The sequence below is a fragment of the Streptomyces capillispiralis genome, from assembly GCF_007829875.1.
Classification (GTDB): Bacteria; Actinomycetota; Actinomycetes; order Streptomycetales; family Streptomycetaceae; genus Streptomyces; species Streptomyces capillispiralis.
Genome location: NZ_VIWV01000001.1, coordinates 6,036,783 through 6,053,495, shown reverse-complemented (window position 1 = coordinate 6,053,495; position 16,713 = coordinate 6,036,783). Strand labels below are relative to the sequence as shown.

Annotated in this window: 11 protein-coding genes; 3 read left to right on the top strand and 8 right to left on the bottom strand. The window is 72.5% G+C overall.

Annotation, left to right across the window (positions count from 1 at the left end; translation table 11 throughout):
• Window positions 1-15: 15 nt before the first annotated feature.
• The 5 genes from FHX78_RS26365 to FHX78_RS26345 form a co-directional block, all read right to left on the bottom strand.
• Entirely contained in the window at window positions 16-1,419 is a 1,404-nt protein-coding gene (locus FHX78_RS26365) for a lysine N(6)-hydroxylase/L-ornithine N(5)-oxygenase family protein (protein WP_145869886.1), read from the bottom strand.
• Window positions 1,416-2,783 carry a pyridoxal phosphate-dependent decarboxylase family protein gene (locus tag FHX78_RS26360; RefSeq protein WP_145869885.1) on the bottom strand — a complete coding sequence of 456 codons (1,368 nt, stop codon included), beginning with the start codon at window positions 2,781-2,783 and terminating at the stop codon, window positions 1,416-1,418. The genes FHX78_RS26365 and FHX78_RS26360 overlap by 4 nt, the downstream gene beginning before the upstream one ends.
• A gap of 166 nt (window positions 2,784-2,949) precedes the next feature.
• The gene (gene pepN, locus FHX78_RS26355) at window positions 2,950-5,544 is read right to left on the bottom strand and encodes an aminopeptidase N (RefSeq protein WP_145869884.1); all 2,595 of its coding nucleotides are present in this window, start codon (window positions 5,542-5,544) and stop codon (window positions 2,950-2,952) included.
• Between the two features lie 48 nt (window positions 5,545-5,592).
• Window positions 5,593-6,135, bottom strand: coding sequence for a response regulator (locus FHX78_RS26350; RefSeq protein WP_145869883.1), 543 nt, complete (start codon window positions 6,133-6,135; stop codon window positions 5,593-5,595).
• Between the two features lie 109 nt (window positions 6,136-6,244).
• Window positions 6,245-6,622, bottom strand: coding sequence for a chorismate mutase (locus FHX78_RS26345; RefSeq protein WP_145869882.1), 378 nt, complete (start codon window positions 6,620-6,622; stop codon window positions 6,245-6,247).
• A 109-nt stretch (window positions 6,623-6,731) separates the two neighbouring features.
• Between FHX78_RS26345 and FHX78_RS26340 the strand changes: the two genes are divergently transcribed.
• Window positions 6,732-7,628, top strand: coding sequence for a hypothetical protein (locus FHX78_RS26340; RefSeq protein WP_145869881.1), 897 nt, complete (start codon window positions 6,732-6,734; stop codon window positions 7,626-7,628).
• Between the two features lie 29 nt (window positions 7,629-7,657).
• Here FHX78_RS26340 and FHX78_RS26335 read toward each other — a convergent pair whose 3' ends face one another.
• Window positions 7,658-8,377, bottom strand: coding sequence for a vWA domain-containing protein (locus tag FHX78_RS26335; protein WP_145869880.1), 720 nt, complete (start codon window positions 8,375-8,377; stop codon window positions 7,658-7,660).
• A 144-nt stretch (window positions 8,378-8,521) separates the two neighbouring features.
• Here FHX78_RS26335 and FHX78_RS26330 point away from each other — a divergent pair, with 144 nt between their 5' ends.
• Together FHX78_RS26330 and FHX78_RS26325 are read left to right on the top strand one after the other, a co-directional pair.
• Entirely contained in the window at window positions 8,522-9,448 is a 927-nt protein-coding gene (locus tag FHX78_RS26330) for a rhomboid family intramembrane serine protease (RefSeq protein ID WP_145869879.1), read from the top strand.
• On the top strand, window positions 9,445-10,350 hold the full coding sequence (locus tag FHX78_RS26325; protein WP_145869878.1) for a chitosanase: 906 nt from the start codon (window positions 9,445-9,447) through the stop codon (window positions 10,348-10,350). The genes FHX78_RS26330 and FHX78_RS26325 overlap by 4 nt, the downstream gene beginning before the upstream one ends.
• A gap of 128 nt (window positions 10,351-10,478) precedes the next feature.
• On the opposite strand, the gene FHX78_RS26320 is transcribed toward FHX78_RS26325, so the two are convergent.
• Together FHX78_RS26320 and gltB are read right to left on the bottom strand one after the other, a co-directional pair.
• Window positions 10,479-11,942 (bottom strand): glutamate synthase subunit beta, encoded by a 1,464-nt coding sequence (locus FHX78_RS26320; protein ID WP_145869877.1) that lies wholly within the window; start codon window positions 11,940-11,942, stop codon window positions 10,479-10,481.
• Window positions 11,935-16,533, bottom strand: coding sequence for a glutamate synthase large subunit (gltB, locus tag FHX78_RS26315; RefSeq protein ID WP_145872168.1), 4,599 nt, complete (start codon window positions 16,531-16,533; stop codon window positions 11,935-11,937). The genes FHX78_RS26320 and gltB overlap by 8 nt, the downstream gene beginning before the upstream one ends.
• Between the last annotated feature and the right edge of the window lie 180 nt (window positions 16,534-16,713).

Below are 16,713 nucleotides of genomic sequence, written 5' to 3'. Positions count from 1 at the left end.
CGTCCGCAGGGGTCGTCAGGTCCCGTCCGCCAGTGGGGTGAGCCGTGCGGCTCGCCGGGCGGGCGGGACCTGCGGCGTTCGGGGCTGGAGGCCGAAGGTGGTGAAGGCGGTGCGTTCGGGGAGGGGGTAGGTCCGCTCGCCGGTGAGGTGGTTGAGGATGACGGCGCTGCGCCAGGCGGCGAGCCCGAGGTCGGGTGCTCCGACGCCGTGGGTGTGGAGTTCGGCGTTCTGCACGTACACGCTGCCGGTGACGGAGGGGTCCAGGTCGAGGCGGTGGTGCTCGTCGACGCGGGGGCGGCCCGAGCGGTCGCGGCGCAGGTGGGGGCCGAGGGGGGCGAGGAGGTCGTCGAGGGGGCGTCCGCGGTGGCCGGTGGCGAGGACGACGGCGTCGGTGATGAGGCGGGTGCGGGTGTGCTGCCGGGTGTGTTCGAGGTGGAGTTCGATCCCGGCGGGGGCGACCCGGCCGGCGGTGCGGATGCGGACCGCGGGGGTGAGGACGGTGTCGGGCCATCCGCCGTGCAGGGTGCGCCGGTACAGCTCGTCGTGGATGGCGGCGATGGTGGCGGCGTCGATGCCTTTGTGGAGTTGCCACTGGGCGGGGACGAGCCGGTCGCGGACGGCTTCGGGCAGGGCGCGGAAGTAGCGGGTGTGGTCGGGGGTGAAGTGTTCGAGGCCGAGCTTGGAGTACTCCATGGGGGCGAAGGCCTCGGTGCGGCCGAGCCAGTGGAGGCGTTCCCGGCCGACGGGGCGGTGGCGCAGCAGGTCGAGGAAGACCTCCGCGCCGGACTGTCCGGTGCCGACGACGGTGACGTGGCCCGCGGCGAGGAGGGCGGCGCGGTGGGTGAGGTAGTCGTCGGAGTGGACGACGGGGACGTCGGGTGCGTCGGCGAGGGGCCGGAGCGGTTCGGGGACCGAGGGTTCGGTGCCGATGCCGAGGACGAGGTGGTGGGCGCTCACGCGGCCGGGTGACCCGGCGCGGCCGTCGGGGTCGAGCGGGGTGAGGTCGGCTTCGAAGAGCGCGCGGCGGGGGTTCCAGCGGACGGTGTCGACGCGGTGGCCGAAGTGGAGGGCGGGGAGCCGGTCGGCGACCCAGCGGCAGTAGGCGTCGTACTCGGTGCGGCGGATGTGGAAGTGCTCGGCGAAGTAGAAGGGGTAGAGCCGCTCGCGGGCCCTGAGGTGGTTGAGGAAGGTCCAGGGGCTGGTGGGGTCCGCGAGGGTGACGAGGTCGGCGAGGAAGGGGACCTGGACGGTGGCGTCGTCGAGGAGCAGGCCGGGGTGCCAGCTGAAGTGGGGGCGCTGGTCGTAGAAGGCGGTGCGCAGTGCGGTGAGGGGGTGGGCGAGGGCGGCCAGGGAGAGGTTGAAGGGGCCGATGCCGATGCCGACGAGGTCGTGGGGGGCGTCGTGGGGGGTGGGGGTCATCGGGGGCCTTCCGTGTGTGCCTGGTGGACGAGGTGGAGCAGGCCGGCCAGGTCGTCGGGGTGGGTGGCGGGGTTGAGGAGGGTGGCCTTGAGCCAGAGGCGGCCGTCGGCGCGGGCGCGGCCGAGGACGGCGCGGCCGGTGGTGAGCAGGTGCCGGCGCAGGGTGGCGACGGCGGTGTCGTCGGCGCCGGCGGGCCGGAAGAGGACGGTGCTGATGACGGGCCGCCGGTGGAGGTCGAAGCGGGGGTCGTCGTGGACGAGGGCGGCGAAGGCCCGGGCGTGGGCGCAGACCTGGTCGACGAGGGCGCCGAGTCCGGTGCGGCCGAGGGTCTTGAGGGTGACGGCGAGTTTGAGGACGTCGGCGCGGCGGGTGGTGCGCAGGGAGCGTCCGAGGAGGTCGGGTAGTCCGGCCTCGGTGTCGTCGTGGGCGTTGAGGTAGTCGGCGTGGTGCCGCAGTGCGGTGAGGTCGTCCGCGTCGCGGACGGTCAGGAGGCCGGCAGGGACCGGCTGCCAGCCGAGTTTGTGCAGGTCGAGGGTGATGGTGTGGGCGGCGTCGAGGCCGGTGAGCCGGTGCCGGTGGCGGTCGCTGAAGAGGAGCGGTCCGCCGTAGGCGGCGTCGATGTGGAGGCGGGCGCCGTGGGCGGTGCAGCGGGCGGCGATCTCGGGCAGCGGGTCGATGCCGCCGGTGTCGGTGGTGCCGGCGGTGGCGGCGACCAGGTGGGGTCCGGGCAGCCGGGTGAGGATCGCGTCGAGGGCGCCGGGGTCGAGGGTGCCGTCGGGTGCGGGGACGGTGACGGGCCGGGGCAGGCCGAGCAGCCAGGCGGCGCGGGGCAGGGAGTGGTGGGCGTTGGTGCCGTGGACGAGGCGCAGGCAGCGGCCGTGTTCCTCGCGGGCCAGGAGGAGGGCGAGGTGGTTGGACTCGGTGCCTCCGGTGGTGACGAGGGCGTCGGCGTGCCCGGCCTCGCGGGCGAGGGCCCGGGTGACGAGGGTCTCCAGGGCGGAGGCGGCGGGGGCCTGGTCCCAGGAGTCGAGGGAGGGGTTGAGGGCCGTGGCGGCGAGGTCGGCGGCTGCTGCGACGGCGAGGGGCGGGCAGTGCAGGTGGGCGGTGCACAGGGGGTGCGCGGGGTCCGCGGCGCCCTCGGTGAAGGCGTGGACGAGGGTGCGCAGGGCGTCGGGGTCGCCCCGCTCGGGGAGGACGTCGCCCACCGCGTCCCGGACGCGGGCGGTGACCGCGTCGGGGCCGCCGGGGGGCAGCGGTCCCCCGCGGGCGCGGGCGCCGGTGCGCAGGGCGTCGAGGACGGTGTCGAGCAACGGCTCCAGCCGGTCCGGGCCCTGGGGGCCCGAGGCGAGGGGCGGTGTGCTCATGGGCTGTCCTCCGGGGCGCGGCGCGGGGAGGACTCCAGGGTGTACGGGAAGGGGGTACGGCGCCCGGAAAGCACGGGGATCGAACCCGAAAGGGGGTATCGCCCGTTTTACGAGGTACGTGCGGGGGCGCCGCCGTTCCGTCCGGCGGCGCCCCCGGTGCGCTGCGCTACGCCTGCTGGACGCGCAGGGCGCGGGCCAGGTCGTCGAGCTGGTCGACGAGCCTGCGGCGCAGGGCCGGGATCGGGTCGGCCGTGCGCAGGCACCGCTGTCCGAGCGCGAGGTGTTCGGCGTCGACGGCGTGGGCGGGGAAGGCCCAGCGGCCGGCGGCCTCGGCGATGGCGGGGCCGCGGCGGGCGGCGACGGCGACCGCGTCCTGGTAGTAGCGGGTCACGTACGGGCGTACCAGGTCGGCCTGTTCGGGCTGCCAGAAGCCCTGGGCGGTGGCGGTGAACAGGTAGTTCGACAGGTCGGCCCGGTCGTCGGAGCCGAACATGGCCTGCCAGGCGCGGGCCTTGGCGTCCTCGTCGGGCAGGGCGGCGCGGCAGCGGGCGGCGCCCTCCTGGCCGGTGGCGCTGGGGTCGCGCCGGAGTTCCTCGGCGATGGCGGCCTCGTCGGTGGCGCCGAGCACGGCGAGGCGGGCGAGGACGCGCCAGCGCAGTTCGGGGTCGAGTTCGGGTCCGCCGGGGACGATGCCGTCGGCGAGCCAGGCGGCGATGGTGTCGGGGTGGGCGGCGGTGTCGATGCGGTGGCGTACGGCGATCAGCCGCAGGCCGGGGTGGTCGCCGTCCTCGGTGCGGCGGATGAGGTCGCGGCACAGGGCGGTGAGGGTGGCGAGCGCGGCGGGCCGCTGGTCCGGGGTGAGGTAGCGGTCGGCGATGTGGGTGGAGGCGAAGGCGAGGACGCCCTGGACGAGGGCGAGGTCGGTCTCGTGCGGGAGGTGGGTGCGGGCGATGTCCAGGAAGTCGGCGGCGGGCAGGTCGCCGTCGCGGACGGCGTCCCTGAGCGCGTTCCACACCACCGCGCGGGTGAGGGGTTCGGGCAGGCCGGACAGGTGGGTGCGCAGGGTGCCCAGGGACTCGGGGTCGAAGCGGATCTTGGCGTAGGTGAGGTCCTGGTCGTTGAGGACGACGAGGGCGGGGCGGGCTCCGGCGGTGCTGAGGGCGACGGCCTCGGTGGCGGGGACGTCCGCCTCGAAGCGGTTGCGCAGGGTGAGCCGGTCGGCGTCGTGCAGGTCGCGGTCGTAGACACCGATGGTGATGCGGTGCGGGCGGGTGCTGCCGGTGGTGTGGAGGGAGCCGAGGTGCCGTCGGCCGTCGCGGTCCCGGTCGGGGTCCGGCCCGGAGCCGGCCGCGGGGCTGCCCCGGTGCCCGATGCCGAGGTGCCAGTGGCCGTTGTCGCCGCTCCTCGGTTCGGGGGTGAGGGTGTCGACGCCGGTGGTGCGCAGCCAGGCGTCGGCCCAGGCGTGCACGTCGCGTTCGGTGGCGGAGGCGAGGGAGTCGATGAAGTCGGCCAGGCCCGCGTTGGCGAACCGGTGCCGGGCGAAGTGGGTGTTGATGCCGGCGAGGAAGTCCTTCTCACCGAGCCAGGCGACGAGCTGGCGCAGCGCGGAGGCGCCCTTGGCGTAGGAGATGCCGTCGAAGTTGAGCAGGGCGGAGGCGGTGTCCTCGACGTTCTCCGGGGCGACCGGGTGGGTGGAGGGGCGCTGGTCGGCGTCGTAGCCCCAGGGCTTGCGGGTGACGCCGAAGTCGGTCCAGGTGTCGGTGAAGCGGGTCGCCTCGGTGAGCGTCTGGTAGCCCATGTACTCGGCGAAGGACTCGTTGAGCCAGATGTCGTCCCACCAGGCGAGGGTGACCAGGTCGCCGAACCACATGTGGGCCATCTCGTGGGCGACGACCATGGCGCGGGTCTGGCGCTCGGTGTCGGTGACGGCGGAGCGGTAGACGAACTCGTCGCGGAAGGTGACCAGTCCGGGGTTCTCCATGGCGCCCGCGTTGAACTCGGGGACGAAGGCCTGGTCGTAGGAGTCGAAGGGGTAGGGCTCCTCGAACTTCTCGTGGTAGCGGTCGAAGCAGGCCCGGGTGATGTCGAGGAGTTCGTCGGCGTCCGCGTCGAGGAAGGGGGCGAGGGAGCGGCGGCAGTGGATGCCGAAGGGCAGTCCGCGGTGCTCGGTGCGCACCGAGTGCCAGGGGCCGGCGGCGACGGCGACGAGGTAGGTGGAGATCAGCGGGGTGGCGGCGGCCTGCCAGCGGCCGCCGCCGAGGTGTTCGGTGACGCCGTTGGCGAGGACGGTCCAGCTCTCGGGGGCGGTGACGGTGAGGTCGAAGACGGCCTTGAGGTCGGGCTGGTCGAAGGCGGCGAAGACGCGCTGCACGTCGTCCAGGAACAGCTGGGTGTAGACGTAGGTCTCGCCGTCGGTGGGGTCGGTGAAGCGGTGCATGCCCTCGCCGGTGCGGGAGTAGCGCATGCTCGCGTCGACGCGCAGTTCGTGCTCGCCGGCGGTGAGGTTCTTCAGCGGCAGCCGGTTGCCGTCGAGGGTGCCGGTCTCCAGGGGCTGTCCGTCGAGGGTGACGGAGCGCAGCTCGGCGGGCTTGATCTCGACGAAGGTGTCCGCGTCCGTACGGACGCCGAACCTGATCAGGGTGCGGGAGTCGAAGGTCTCGTCGCCGGCGGTCAGATCGAGTTCGATCGTGTAGCGGTGGACGTCGAGGAGCTGAGCTCGGTTCTGCGCTTCGTCGCGCGTCAGTACGGACATGCAGGCCATGCTGCCCGATGCGGTTGCCCGGGCACAGGGGCGGATCGGGTACGCGCCCTATGTCCGGTCCCGTTCGAGCTCCCCGGGGTGCGCCCCCGCGGGCTGTCCGGGCGCCGCGTGTGCGTGGGGGTGGGGCAGGGCGGGGCGCTGGGGGCTCGCGGGGTGCCCGTCGAGCCGGGCGCGCAGCGCGCGGATCTCGCGCTGGAGGGCGAGGTGGCGCTGGTGGGTGTCGTAGAGGTGGCGGACCTTGGTGCGCAGGGCCCAGGGGTCGACGGGTTTGGTGACGAGGTCGGCGACGCCGAGGGCGTAGGCGGCGGCGCCGAGCTGCGGGTCGCGGGCGTAGCCGGTGAGCAGGACGACGGGGATGTGCTGGGTCTGTTCCAGGCGCCGCATGTAGCGCACGACGTCGAGGCCGCCGGTGCCCGGCATGTGGACGTCGAGGAGGAGCAGGCCCACGTTCCCCCGCAGCAGCTGTTTGAGGGCCTCGTCGCCACTGGTGGCCCGGCCCAGCAGGTGGCCCAGCGGGGCCAGGGCGCTCTCCAGTGCGTAGAGGGTGTCCTCGTGGTCGTCGACGATGAGGATCCGGGCGTTCGGCGGCATGTGCACGTCCCTCCTCGTAAGGGACCGGAGCCTGTCCGGGTGCTGACGGGGGGTACCCGCCGGCTGACAAGGAGTGCACAGCGCAGCATGCCCCGCGCGGGGCGCGGTGTCACTCCCCGGGGGAGGACGTTGTGGCGCGGTTCGCTGAGGGCGTGGCGCCGTTGACGGTGTCGTCGGCGATGCGCTCGTGGTGGCGGATCACCTCGGCGATGATGAAGTTCAGGAACTTCTCCGCGAAGGCCGGGTCGAGTCTGGCGTTCTCGGCGAGGGCGCGCAGCCGGGCGATCTGGCGGGCCTCGCGGCCCGGGTCGGCGGGCGGCAGCCGGTGCAGGGCCTTGAGCCGGCCGACCTGCTGGGTGCACTTGAAGCGTTCGGCGAGCATGTGGACGACGGCCGCGTCGATGTTGTCGATGCTGTCGCGCAGCCGGGCCAGTTCCTCGCGGACGGCGGGGTCGGCGTCACCGGGGGCGGTGTTGCTGGTGCTCATGGGGCGTCAGCCTACGGTGCCCGTCCGGGCCGGTGTCCGCCCGGCCGGGGCGGGGGCGGGGGCGGGCTCGTACAGTGGAATCGGGTTCTGGGCGTGGCGGGGGTGAGACGTGGCGAACGGCGGTCCGGTCGAGCACGGGTACCCGCATCTGGAGACGGTGCGGTCGGCCGTCACGGCGCTGTACCGACGGCTGTCGTACGACACGGTCCGCACCTTCTCGGTGAGCGTGGCCCCGGCCGACGTGGCGTTCTGCGACACGGACGAGCTGCATCTGGGGGCGCAGCGGGTGGCCCGCGAGCTGGTGCGGCACTACCGGCTGCCGGACGCGCGGCTGATCGTCGGGTTCCGCGAGATGACGCATGCGGCGCATGTGGAACTGGCCGCGGGGCCGGAGTACTTCGTGGAGTTGAACGACCGGTTCCGTACGCATCGGCGGGACATCGGGGCGGCCCTGGCGCACGAGGTGGCGCATGTGTACCTGCACCGGCTGGGGCTGTCGTTCCCGGGCACGCGGGACAACGAGATCCTGACGGACACGACGGCGACGTACCTGGGGGCGGGGTGGCTGCTGCTGGACGCCTTCCGGCAGGACGGGGCGTCGTCGCAGAAGCTGGGGTACCTCACGCCGGAGGAGTTCGGGTACGTGCTGGCGAAGCGGTCGCTGGCGTTCGCGGAGGATCCGTCGGTGTGGTTCACCAGCGCCCAGGCGTACACGGCGTACGGCGCGGGCATGGCGCTGGCCCGCCGGGACGGGCAGCAGCCGCCGCTGACGGCGGCCGGCTGGGCGGGCCGGCGGCGGTACGCGCGGGACCGGCGGCACGCCCAGGACCACCGCCCGGCCGTGGCGGAGGCGCAGGTCCCCTACCGCTTCACCCCGGACAGCCACGGCCCCCTGCGGGTGTCGTTCCCCTGCCCGACCTGTCACCAGCGCATCCGGGTGCCGGTGCGGGGCCGGGTGCGGGCGCGGTGCGGCCTGTGCCGGACGGTGCTGGAGTGCGACACCTAGGAGCGCTTCGTGGCGTCGGGTGCCGTCCGCTACCGCACGATCCCCCGGGCCCGTGCCGCGGCCAGCCACTGGGGGAACTCGCCCACCAGGCGGTCGTACAGGTCGGTGTCCGACACCGCGCGCGGGTTCTCGCCCGCGTGGAAGAAGCCCGCGTTGTCCACGACGCGCTTCGTCGGCACGGCCAGGTCGTCGAGTCGGCGCAGGTAGTCGAACTGCTTGCTGTGCGGGTCGCCGAAGCCGACGAACTGCCAGAACAGCGGGAGCCGTGCCGCCTTGCACAGGTACTTCTCGGCGGCGAGCTTGTTGACCGGGCCGCCGTCGGTCTGGAAGACCACCAGCGCGGGTGCGGTGGACCCGCTGTCCAGGTAGTGGTCGATGACCGCGTCCATCGCCAGGTGGTAGCTGGTCCTGCCCATGTGGCCGAGCCCGGCCACGATCCGCTCGACGCGCCCCTGGTGGCCCGTGAGGGCGATGTCGGTGACCGCGTCGACGTCGGTGGAGAAGAACACCACCGGCACGGTGCCGTCGTCGTCGAGGTGGGCCGACAGCCCCAGCACCCGGTCGGCGAGCGCCTGGACCGTGCCGTCCTCGTAGTACGGCTTCATGGAGCCGGAGTAGTCGATCACCAGGTAGACCGCCGCGCGCAGCCCGTCCAGCCGGTGCTTGGCGAGTGACACCCCGGCCGTCTTGTAGAGGCTGACCAGCGCGGGCGCGGTCTCCTCGATCCTGCGCAGACCGATCGCGGCCATTCGGCTCCCCCTCCGTCGCGGAACTGGCCCAGAGCGTACGGCACCCTCACCCCGCCCCTCGCCCCGTCCGCCGCCGTTCGATATTTTGTTCGCCGCCGTCCCCACCGGCTCACTTCCGTCCCGTCCCTCCCGAGGAGCCGGCCCGTGGATTCCGAGTCCACCGTCACCACCTGCTACCGCCATCCCCAGGTGGAGTGTCACGTCCGCTGCACGCGCTGCGAGCGGTACATCTGTCCGGACTGCATGCGGGAGGCGGCCGTGGGCCACCAGTGCCCCGCGTGCGTGCGGGAGGGCGCGCGGTCGGTGCGGCAGGCCCGCACCCTGGTGGGCGGCCGGGTCTCCGCGGTGCCCGTGGTGACGTACGTGCTGATCGCCGTCAACGTACTGGTGTACCTGGCGGAGCTGGTGCGGCCGGAGATCGTGGACCGGTTCGCGATGGTGGGCGCGGGGTTGCTCGGTCCGGACGGCGAGCACTACCTGTGGGTGGACCCCCACCCCGCGGGCTTCACACCGGAGGGGCTGGTGGACGGGGAGTGGTACCGGCTGCTGACCGGCGCGTTCCTGCATCTGCCGCCCACCGGGGGGACGTTCGGCGTCTTCCACGTCGTGATGAACATGGTGGCGCTGTGGAACCTGGGCCGGCTGGTGGAGCCGATGCTGGGCCGGGTCCACTACCTCGCCCTGTACCTGCTGTCGGCGCTGGGCGGCTCGGTGCTGGTGCTGCTGATCGCGCCCGAGGACGCCGTCGTCGGCGCGTCCGGCGCGGTCTTCGGCATCGGGGCCGCGTACTACGTCATGGCCCGGCGCATCGGCGTGGACATGGGCCAGGTCAACCGGTTCATGGCCGGGCTGCTGCTGTGGCTGGTGGTGTCCGCGGTCGTCACGTCCTGGGAGGGCCACCTCGGCGGACTGCTGGCGGGCGGCGTGGTGGCGCTGGCGTTCGCGTACGCCCCGCGGGACGGGCGCCGCACGCTCGTGCAGGTCGGCGCGTGCGGGGTGCTCGTGGTAGTACTGGCGGTCGCGGCGGTGGCGAAGGTGTCCGCGCTGACGGGCGGAGGGGTCCCCCAGTGAGACGTTCCGGAGTGCTGCTCCTGGCGGCCTTTCCCGTGATCGCGACGGCGGTGTACTTCGTCCTGCCGTCGTCGGACGCGCCCGACGCCCCGGCCGCACCGCCCGCCGCCACCGCCCAGGCGGCCCGCGAGGACGCCAAGGACCGGGCCGAGCAGGAGCGGAAGGCGGACGACGCGGTCATCGCCGGCCTGCCGCCGGGGCTGGCCGCGCCGGCGAAGAAGGAGCTGGCCCAGCAGCTGGTGGCCAGCGCCGAGCACTCGACCACCGACTGGCGCACCACCTACGGCACCATCGAGGACCGGGGCGACGGCTGCGGGTACACGGCGGGCATCATCGGCTTCTGCACCGGCACCCACGACCTGCTCACCCTGGTCGAGCGGTACACCGAGGCCCACCCGGACAACGGGCTGGCGCCCTATCTGCCCGCCCTGCGCGAGGTCGACGGCTCCGAGTCCCACGACGGCCTGGACCCCGGCTTCACCGCCGCCTGGGCGGCGGAGGCGGAGGTCCCGGCGTTCCGCGAGGCCCAGGAGGAGGAGCGGGACCGCATCTACTTCGACCCGGCGGTCCGCCTCGCCAAGCTGGACGGCCTCGGCACGCTGGGCCAGTTCGTCTACTACGACGCGATGGTCTTCCACGGCCCCGACACCGACGCGGGCGGCTTCTACGCCCTGCGCGAGCGCACGCTGGAGCAGGAGAAGACGCCGGCCGCGGGCGGCTCCGAGACGGCCTATCTGAACGCCTTCCTCGACGTCCGCCGCGAGGCCATGCCGACCCGGGCCCCGGACCACGACACCTCCCGCGTCGACACCGCCCAGCGCCGGTTCCTCCGGGACGGGAACCTGGACCTGGACACACCGCTGGTGTGGCAGGTGTACGGCGACGGCTACCGGCTGCCCTGAACGTGCGGCGGCGCCTGCCCAGTCGTCCGGTCGGGGACTGGGGGGCAGGCGCCACCAGGTGTTCCGTACGCCTTTGTACGGGACGCATATGAGGGACCGTCAGGTCACCTTGTCGGTCGTGCCGGCCGTCAGACCGCCAGGGCGCGGTCCGTCGGACGGATCGGGGCCGGCAGCTCGCTCGCCCCGGTGAGGAAGCGGTCGCAGCCGCGGGCGGCCGAACGGCCCTCGGCGATCGCCCACACGATGAGCGACTGGCCGCGGCCGGCGTCACCGGCGACGAACACGCCGGGCACGTTGGTCTGGAAGTCGGCGTCGCGGGCGATGTTACCGCGCTCGTCGAGGTCCAGGCCGAACTGGTCGACCATGCCGTTCTCCCGGTCGGTGCCGGTGAAGCCCATGGCGAGGGTGACCAGCTGGGCCGGGATCCTGCGCTCGGTGCCCGGCTTCGGCGTCAGCCTGCCGTCGACGAACTCGACCTCGGTCAGGTGCAGCCACTGGACGTTGCCGTCCTCGTCGCCCTCGAAGTGGGTGGTGGAGACGGAGTAGACCCGCTCACCGCCCTCCTCGTGGGCGCTGGTGACCTTGTAGAGCATCGGGAAGGTCGGCCAGGGCTGGGAGACCGGGTTCCGCTCGTCGTTCGGGCGGGGCATGATCTCCAGCTGCGTGACGGAGGCCGCGCCCTGGCGGTGGGCGGTGCCCACGCAGTCCGCGCCGGTGTCACCGCCGCCGATCACGACGACGTGCTTGCCCTCGGCGGTGATCGGGGGCGCCACGAAGTCGCCCTCCTGCACCTTGTTGGCCAGGGGCAGGTACTCCATGGCCTGGTGGATGCCCTTGAGCTCGCGGCCCGGCACCGGCAGGTCGCGCGCGGTCGTCGCGCCGACGGCGAGGACCACGGCGTCGTACCGCTTGCGCAGCGCGGTGGCCGGCATGTCGCGGCCGATCTCCACGCCCGTGCGGAACTTGGTGCCCTCCGCGCGCATCTGCTCGATACGGCGGTTGATGTGCCGCTTCTCCATCTTGAACTCGGGGATGCCGTAGCGCAGCAGGCCGCCGATGCGGTCGGCGCGCTCGTACACGGCGACCGTGTGGCCGGCCCGGGTCAGCTGCTGGGCGGCGGCCAGGCCCGCGGGGCCCGAGCCGACGACGGCGACCGTCTTGCCGGACAGGCGCTCGGGGATCTGCGGGGCGACGTCACCGGTCTCCCACGCCTTGTCGATGATCGAGACCTCGACGTTCTTGATGGTGACCGGCGGCTGGTTGATGCCCAGCACACACGCCGACTCGCACGGAGCGGGGCACAGCCGGCCCGTGAACTCCGGGAAGTTGTTGGTGGCGTGCAGGCGCTCGGAGGCCGCGCCCCAGTCCTCGCGGTAGGCGTAGTCGTTCCACTCGGGGATGAGGTTCCCGAGCGGGCAGCCGTTGTGGCAGAACGGGATGCCGCAGTCCATGCAGCGGCTGGCCTGCTTGCTGATGATGGGCAGCAGGGAGCCGGGGACGTAGACCTCGTTCCAGTCCTTCGTGCGCTCTTCGACCGGACGGGAGGTGGCGACCTCGCGGCCGTGGTTCAGAAAGCCCTTCGGGTCAGCCATTGATCGCCGCCTCCATCATCTTCTCGGTGATCTCGGTCTCGGAGAGACCTGCTCGCTCGGCGGCGTCCTTGGCGGCGAGCACTGCCTTGTACGTGCTGGGGATGATCTTGCTGAAGCGCTCCACGGCCGTGTCCCAGTCGGCGAGCAGCTTCTCGGCGACGGTGGAGCCCGTCTCCTCCTGGTGCCGGCGGACCACGCCGTGCAGCCACTGCTTGTCGGCCTCGTCCAGCGCCTCGACGGCGTCCAGGTTGCCGGCGTTGACGTTGTTCCGGTCGAGGTCGATGACGTAGGCGGTGCCGCCCGACATGCCGGCCGCGAAGTTGCGTCCGGTCTCGCCGAGGACGACCGCGTGACCGCCGGTCATGTACTCGCAGCCGTGGTCGCCCACGCCTTCGGAGACGACCAGCGCGCCGGAGTTGCGCACGCAGAACCGCTCGCCGGTACGGCCGCGCAGGAACAGCTCGCCGCCGGTCGCACCGTAGGCGATGGTGTTGCCCGCGATGGTCGAGTACTCGGCGAGGTGGTCGGCGCCGCGGTCCGGGCGGACGATGATCCGGCCTCCGGACAGGCCCTTGCCGACGTAGTCGTTGGCGTCGCCCTCCAGGCGCAGCGTGACGCCGCGCGGGACGAAGGCGCCGAAGGACTGGCCGGCGGAGCCGGTGAAGGTGATGTCGATGGTGTCGTCGGGCAGACCGGCGCCGCCGAACTTCTTGGTCACCTCGTGGCCGAGCATGGTGCCGACCGTGCGGTTGATGTTGCGGATGGCGACCTGGGCGCGCACCGGCTGGGCGTCCTCGGCGCCGGAGGCGGCGAGCGCGTCGGCGGCGAGCTTGATCAGCTCGTTGTCGAGCGCCTTCTCCAGACCGTGGTCCTGGGCGACGACCTGGTGGCGGACGGCACCCTCGGGCAGCTCGGGCACGTGGAACAGCGGCTCCAGCTCCAGGCCCTGCGCCTTCCAGTGGTTCACCGCGCGGGTCACGTCGAGCACCTCGGCGTGGCCGACGGCCTCCTCGATGGAGCGGAAGCCCAGCTCGGCGAGGAGCTCGCGGACCTCCTCGGCGATGAACTTGAAGAAGTTCACCACGTACTCGGCCTTGCCGGAGAACCGGTCGCGCAGCACCGGGTTCTGGGTGGCGATGCCGACCGGGCAGGTGTCCAGGTGGCAGACGCGCATCATGACGCAGCCGGAGACGACCAGCGGGGCGGTCGCGAAACCGAACTCCTCGGCGCCCAGCAGCGCGGCGATGACCACGTCGCGGCCGGTCTTCAGCTGGCCGTCGGTCTGCACGACGATGCGGTCGCGCAGGCCGTTGAGCAGCAGCGTCTGCTGGGTCTCGGCCAGGCCGAGCTCCCAGGGGCCGCCCGCGTGCTTCAGCGAGGTCAGCGGGGAGGCACCCGTGCCGCCGTCGTGACCGGAGATCAGCACGACGTCCGCGTGGGCCTTGGAGACACCCGCGGCGACGGTGCCGACGCCGACCTCGGAGACCAGCTTGACGTGAATGCGCGCCTGGGGGTTGGCGTTCTTCAGGTCGTGGATCAGCTGGGCGAGGTCCTCGATGGAGTAGATGTCGTGGTGCGGCGGCGGCGAGATGAGGCCGACGCCCGGCGTCGAGTGCCGGGTCTTCGCCACCCACGGGTAGACCTTGTGGCCGGGCAGCTGGCCGCCCTCGCCGGGCTTGGCGCCCTGGGCCATCTTGATCTGGATGTCGTCGGAGTTGACCAGGTACTCGGAGGTCACACCGAAGCGGCCGGAGGCGACCTGCTTGATGGAGGAGCGGCGCGCCGGGTCGTACAGGCGCTCCGGGTCCTCGCCGCCCTCACCGGTGTTGGACTTGCCGCCCAGCTGGTTCATGGCGATGGCGAGGGTCTCGTGCGCCTCCTGGGAGATGGAGCCGTACGACATGGCGCCGGTGGAGAACCGCTTGACGATCTCGGAGACCGGCTCGACCTCGTCGATGGGGATCGGTCCCCGGCCGGACTTGAAGCCGAAGAGGCCGCGGAGCGTCATCAGCCGCTCGGACTGCTCGTTCACACGGGCGGTGTACTTCTTGAAGATGTCGTACTTGCCGGCGCGCGTGGAGTGCTGGAGGCGGAAGACCGTCTCCGGGTCGAACAGGTGCGGCTCGCCCTCGCGGCGCCACTGGTACTCGCCGCCGATGTCCAGCGCGCGGTGCGCGGGAGCGATGCCGGAGGCCGGGTAGGCCTTGGCGTGGCGGGCGGCGACCTCCTGGGCGACGACGTCGATGCCGACGCCGCCGATCTTGGTGGCGGTGCCGTTGAAGTACTTCTCGACGAAGCCGTCGTCGAGGCCGACGGCCTCGAAGACCTGGGCGCCCCGGTAGGAGGCGACCGTCGAGATGCCCATCTTGGACATGACCTTCAGGACGCCCTTGCCGAGGGCGTGGATCAGGTTGCGGATGGCCTGCTCGGGCTCGATGCCCGGCAGGAAGGTGCCCGCGCGGACCAGGTCCTCGACGGACTCCATCGCCAGGTACGGGTTGACGGCGGCGGCACCGTAGCCGATCAGCAGGGCGACGTGGTGGACCTCGCGGACGTCGCCGGCCTCGACCAGCAGGCCCACCTGGGTGCGCTGCTTGGTGCGGATGAGGTGGTGGTGGACGGCCGCGGTGAGCAGCAGCGACGGGATCGGCGCGTGCTCGGCGTCGGAGTGCCGGTCGGACAGGACGATCAGGCGGGCGCCGTTGTCGATGGCGGCGTCGGCCTCGGCGCAGATGTCCTCGATGCGGGCGGCGAGGGCCTCGCCGCCGCCGGAGACCCGGTACAGGCCGGAGAGGGTCGCGGCCTTGAAGCCGGGCATGTCGCCGTCGGCGTTGATGTGGATGAGCTTGGCCAGCTCGTCGTTGTCGATCACCGGGAAGGGCAGGGTGACGCTGCGGCAGGCCGCGGCGGTCGGCTCCAGGAGGTTGCCCTGCGGGCCCAGCGAGGAGCGCAGCGAGGTGACCAGTTCCTCGCGGATCGCGTCCAGCGGCGGGTTGGTGACCTGCGCGAACAGCTGGGTGAAGTAGTCGAAGAGCAGGCGCGGGCGCTCGGACAGCGCGGCGATCGGCGAGTCGGTGCCCATGGAGCCGATCGGCTCGGCGCCGGCCTTGGCCATCGGCGCGAGGAGGACGCGCAGTTCCTCCTCGGTGTAGCCGAAGGTCTGCTGGCGGCGGGTGACCGAGGCGTGGGTGTGCACGATGTGCTCGCGCTCGGGCAGGTCGGACAGCTCGATCTCGCCGGCCTCGAGCCACTCCGGGTAGGGGTGTTCGGCGGCGAGCCGGGCCTTGATCTCGTCGTCCTCGATGATGCGGTGCTCGGCGGTGTCCACCAGGAACATGCGGCCGGGCTGGAGGCGGCCCTTGCGGACGACCTTCGCCGGGTCGATGTCGAGGACGCCGACCTCGGAGCCGAGGACGACCAGGCCGTCGTCGGTGACCCAGTAGCGGCCGGGGCGCAGGCCGTTGCGGTCGAGCACGGCGCCGACCTGGGTGCCGTCGGTGAAGGTGACGCAGGCGGGGCCGTCCCAGGGCTCCATCATCGTGGAGTGGTACTGGTAGAAGGCGCGCCGGGCCGGGTCCATGGAGTCGTGGTTCTCCCACGCCTCCGGGATCATCATCAGCACGGAGTGCGGCAGCGAGCGCCCGCCCAGGTGCAGCAGTTCCAGGACCTCGTCGAAGGACGCCGAGTCGGAGGCGTCGGGCGTGCAGATCGGGAAGATCCGCTCGAGGTCGCTGCCGCTGCCGATGAGCTCGGAGGCGAGCTGGGACTCGCGGGCGCGCATCCAGTTGCGGTTGCCCTTGACGGTGTTGATCTCACCGTTGTGGGCGACGAAGCGGTAGGGGTGCGCGAGCGGCCACGACGGGAAGGTGTTCGTGGAGAACCGGGAGTGCACCAACGCGATCGCGGAGCCGAAGCGGCGGTCGGACAGGTCCGGGAAGAAGGGTTCGAGCTGGCCGGTGGTCAGCATGCCCTTGTAGACGACGGTCCGCGCGGACAGCGACGGGAAGTAGACGCCCACCTCGCGCTCGGCGCGCTTGCGCAGCACGAACGCCCTGCGGTCGAGGTCGATGCCCCGGCTGTCGCCGGCGGCGACGAAGATCTGCCGGAAGACCGGCATGGTCGAGCGGGCGGTGGCGCCGAGCAGTTCGGGCGCGACCGGCACCTCGCGCCAGCCGAGGACGGTCAGGTCCTCGGCGGCGGCGATCTCCTCGATCCGGGCGACGGCGTCCTCGGTGCCGTGCTCCGGCAGGAAGGCGATGCCGACGGCGTAGCCGCCCGCCTCGGGCAGTTCAAATCCGGCCACCTCGCGGAAGAACGCGTCGGGGACCTGGGAGAGGATTCCGGCGCCGTCGCCGGAGTCCGGCTCGGAGCCGGTCGCACCGCGGTGTTCGAGGTTGCGCAGAACGGTGAGGGCCTGCTCGACCAAGGTGTGGGACGCCTCGCCGGTCAGGGTGGCGACGAAGCCGACGCCGCAGGCGTCGTGCTCGTTGCGGGGGTCGTACATACCCTGCGCAGCAGGGCGAGCATCCATGAAAGACCAGCTCAGGCGGTCGTTCGAGGAATGCTGGGACGGCTGGCGCGGCGTACGCATCGGCTCTCCCGTCGTCGTCATGTGGCATGTGCAAGTGCCGAGGGACGACGTTGGCCCTCTGCGTGAGTGCAAAATTTCGTGCAGGTTACATGATGGAGCGGTTCTCGGGAACCGGGATAACCCGTTCCGACATGCGGACACCACACGGATCGCGGCGGGGTTCCGCGCCTGGCGGTGGAA